This window comes from Klebsiella sp. 18074, from assembly GCF_902705905.1.
In the GTDB taxonomy this organism is placed as follows: domain Bacteria; phylum Pseudomonadota; class Gammaproteobacteria; order Enterobacterales; family Enterobacteriaceae; genus Klebsiella; species Klebsiella terrigena.
In genome coordinates this window covers 1-3377 of the sequence record NZ_CACSIS010000069.1, presented here as the reverse complement: position 1 = coordinate 3377, position 3377 = coordinate 1, and the positions used below count along the sequence as shown (strand labels likewise).

At 55.8% G+C, this 3377-nt stretch carries 5 protein-coding genes; all 5 read left to right on the top strand.

Annotation, left to right across the window (positions count from 1 at the left end; genetic code table 11):
- The coding region (locus GVK32_RS28405) for a DUF2213 domain-containing protein (RefSeq protein ID WP_159874194.1) at positions 1 to 1284 on the top strand (1284 nt) is incomplete at its 5' end.
- Positions 1284 to 1718 (top strand): hypothetical protein, encoded by a 435-nt coding sequence (locus GVK32_RS28400; RefSeq protein ID WP_047684468.1) that lies wholly within the window; start codon positions 1284 to 1286, stop codon positions 1716 to 1718. The genes GVK32_RS28405 and GVK32_RS28400, both read left to right, overlap by 1 nt.
- Before the next feature lie 11 nt (positions 1719 to 1729).
- Positions 1730 to 2761 carry a major capsid protein gene (locus tag GVK32_RS28395; protein WP_047684470.1) on the top strand — a complete coding sequence of 344 codons (1032 nt, stop codon included), beginning with the start codon at positions 1730 to 1732 and terminating at the stop codon, positions 2759 to 2761.
- A 39-nt stretch (positions 2762 to 2800) separates the two neighbouring features.
- A complete protein-coding gene (locus GVK32_RS28390; protein ID WP_047684473.1) occupies positions 2801 to 3088 on the top strand; it encodes a hypothetical protein in 288 nt (95 codons plus the stop codon).
- 2 nt (positions 3089 to 3090) lie between these two features.
- A partial coding sequence (locus GVK32_RS28385; RefSeq protein ID WP_159883176.1) for a hypothetical protein occupies positions 3091 to 3377 on the top strand: 287 nt, incomplete at its 3' end.

Genomic DNA, 3377 nt, shown 5'->3' with positions numbered 1-3377 from the left:
GTCGATGACATCGTGATGAATGGCGGCCTGTACCCGGCGGAGGAGATTAACAACAGCTACCAGACGATGGAAGGCAAGCTGATGCCTCTGCCGCATCCGATGGTAGATGGCAAGTACGTCAGCGCCAACGACCCGCGCGCGATTAATGCTTATCACGTCGGTGCTTGGGCGCAGAACGTCAGTAAGTCGGGCGACCAGGTCGTCATGGACGTTTACATCAATAAGGCTGTCGCTGAGACAAAGCCCGACGGTAAGCGTCTGATTAACCGTCTCGACGAGATGATCGCAGGGACTAATGTTGACCCTATCCACCTCTCTACCGGATTGCTCACCAACAAAGAGAAAAAGGCCGGCGAGTCGAAGGGCAAGAAGCACTCCTGGATTGCCCGCAACATGCAATTCGACCATATCGCCATCCTCCTGGATGAGCCCGGAGCCGGTACGCCAGAAGAGGGCGTCGGCATGTTCGTCAACGCCGACGGACAGGAGGGGGAAGTAGAAACCGCCAGCCTCATCGAAGCCGCGAACAGCATGAAAGACGGGCTCTGGAATAAAGCCAAATTCTTCTTCAGCAACGCATCCGAAATGTCGTTTGACGATATCTACCAGGCGCTGCGGATGTCCATCAAGCAGGACGATAAAAAATGGCGCTATGTCGTCAGTGTCTGGCCTGACCATTTCGTTTACGAAGAAGACGGCGACGGCACCAAACCGAAACTCCTCGATCAGAAGTACCTCATCACTGACAAGGTAGTGACCCTGGTCGGTGACCCTGTAGAAGTCGTGCGCAAACCCACTGAGTACGAAGTCAAAACCAACGGAGAAATTAACCCGATGAAAGAGAAGATGATCGCCGCGCTTAATGCCGCCGGCGTAAAAACCGAGGGGCTGACCGACGATCAGGTCTGGGATGCCTACAACCAGCAGGCTCAGAAGAAAGCGGGCGGCGGAGACCCGGGCCAGCCACAGATTAATTCTGACGCGATTACCGCGGCGGTGAACCTGGCAATTAAGCCGCTTACCGATGAGATCGGCACGCTGAAAACCCAACTGCAGGCGAACGCTGAGAAAGACCTCACCACTAAGCGTCAGGCTGTCAAAGCTAAATTCCCGTTCATGACTGAAGCGGCGATTAACTCGCTGGCCGGCGACGCGCTGAACGACATGTATTCGCAGTGCCAGACCAGTACTGGTCTTAACCCGGCATTCCAGCAAGTAAATGCTGAGAACGACCAGTGGAAAGACTACGACCTCAATGCTGGCATGGATCAGGAGAAAAAATAATGCCGAATGTCATCTATCGTGGTCCGGTCGAACGTGAACCGGAAACCATCAACCTGCCGGTTGCAGCAGCGTCGAACCCAGGTATCGCAGTAAAAGTATCATCCGGGAAACTGGCTGTAGCTACTGACACCACTGGTCGTTGGCTGATCCTTGGCAACCGTCGCTTTATCGGCCAAGCAATCACTACTGCTTATGCCGCGAACGAAACCGGCGTTGCGTACCGTGTAGAAGGCGAGCAGGAATACAACGTCCGTCTGGCGGCTGCAGCTTACACCGTAGGCCAGGAGCTGACTGTCGGCGCCGGCGGCGTGTTCAAAGCCGCGGCGACCGGTAATCAGGTCATCGCAACGTTTGACGAAAAAGCAGGGCGCACTCTGGCGGCGGAAGGTTTCGCTGACGTGGTGATCCTCTCCACTCCGTACGCCAAGGCATAAGGAAAAAACGAATGTTAAAGTTTACACCACAACAGCAGGCGCTAATCCTTAACGCCCGCCGCCGCTGGGATTCACAGCATAAAAACATGGCCGTGATGAACGGCTTTGCTGTGAATGAAGAGGGCGGCAAATTCATCGCCTTTGATGAGCTTGTCGGTAATGCCTCCGTGCTGCCGAAAGATGTATGGGGTGAGTGGGACCGTTCGGCGATCACTGTTCAGCGTGATGTGCTGGCGGTGTTTAATGACCTAGCGGCCAGCGTATCCCGCCCGATGGCGCTGGGTAAAATCGTCCACTACTTCATGACCCTGTCAGATTCTGGTGATGTGAATATCAGCCTGGATGGTCGCGGCAAGGCGAAGGGTGATCAGCCGGTAATGGATTACGAAGGTACTCCGCTGCCGATCATCGACAGCGAATTGACCTTCGGCTGGCGCCAGATGCTGGCTGCTCAGACTGAAGGCTATTCTCTGGACAGCGACGCCATCTCCAACCATCAGCGCAAAGTTGCTGAGAAGCTGGAAGATATGGTGCTGAACGGCGACCCGACCATCAACGTCGGTGGCTCAACCATCTACGGTCTTCGCACAGCGCCTAACCGTGGCACTGGCACTCACGGCCTGACCCTGAACGGTGCCAGCGGCGCGCAGTGGGTCGCGGCTATCTCCAGCCTGATTAACCTGCTGCATACCGAAAACTTCTATGCACCGGTAACTATTTACCTGAACTACAAAGACTGGTTCTACGCGTCGGTTAACGACTATGCCGCGAACTATCCGAAGACCATCCTGTCCCGCATCATGGAAATTCCTGGCGTGGCCGCTCTGGTTCCGGCTTCCAAAGTCCCTACCGATGAATTGCTGGGCGTGGTTAAACGTCCTGACGTCGTGCAGATCCTGAATGGTATGCCGATGACTATGCGTCCGAAAGCGCGACAGAACCCGGAGGATGATTATGTCTTCTCTGTTCTGGCTGCCGCGGCGCCGCAGTTCAAACACGACGCAAACGGCCAGGCGGGTTACGTCCAGCTGACCAAAGCATAATTTATGGGGCTCCGGCCCCATCCTTGTTACGGAGGCCGTATGGCTGGAAAAGAACAACAATGGTTACTCACCCATGACAGTCACAAGCTGAAAAAGGGTGAAGTCTACAAAGGTGAATCGCTGCCGCTGTGGTTGGTTGGCAAGGCTATCCCTGTAAGCGATCAGGTGCTGGAAGTAGCAACACCCGGCGAGCTGGGGAAGCTGCAGGCTGACCTCGACGAGGCCAACGGCAAAGTTGAGTCATTGACCGCGGGCAATGCCAAGCTGCAGACTGACCTCGACGAGGCTCAGAAGCAACTGGCTGATCTTCAGAAGAAGGCAAAATAACCATGGCTGACCCAATCACGGCGGCAGACGTGCAGGCGTTCCTCGGTGAATTGGGTTATGCCATTCCCGGCGCGCTGCTGGACCCGATTCTATGCATGGTGAACAAGATTATCCCGTGCCTCGACGGTGCGGGATATGACGACTGCAGCGCAAAGCTCATCCTGATGTATGCCGCAGCGCTCATGGCGACGTCTTCCGGTGCCCGGCGAATCAAATCGCAGGGGGCGCCATCGGGGGCATCGCGCTCGTTCGACTACGGCGAAGACGGGATTACCTGGCTGCGTGACTC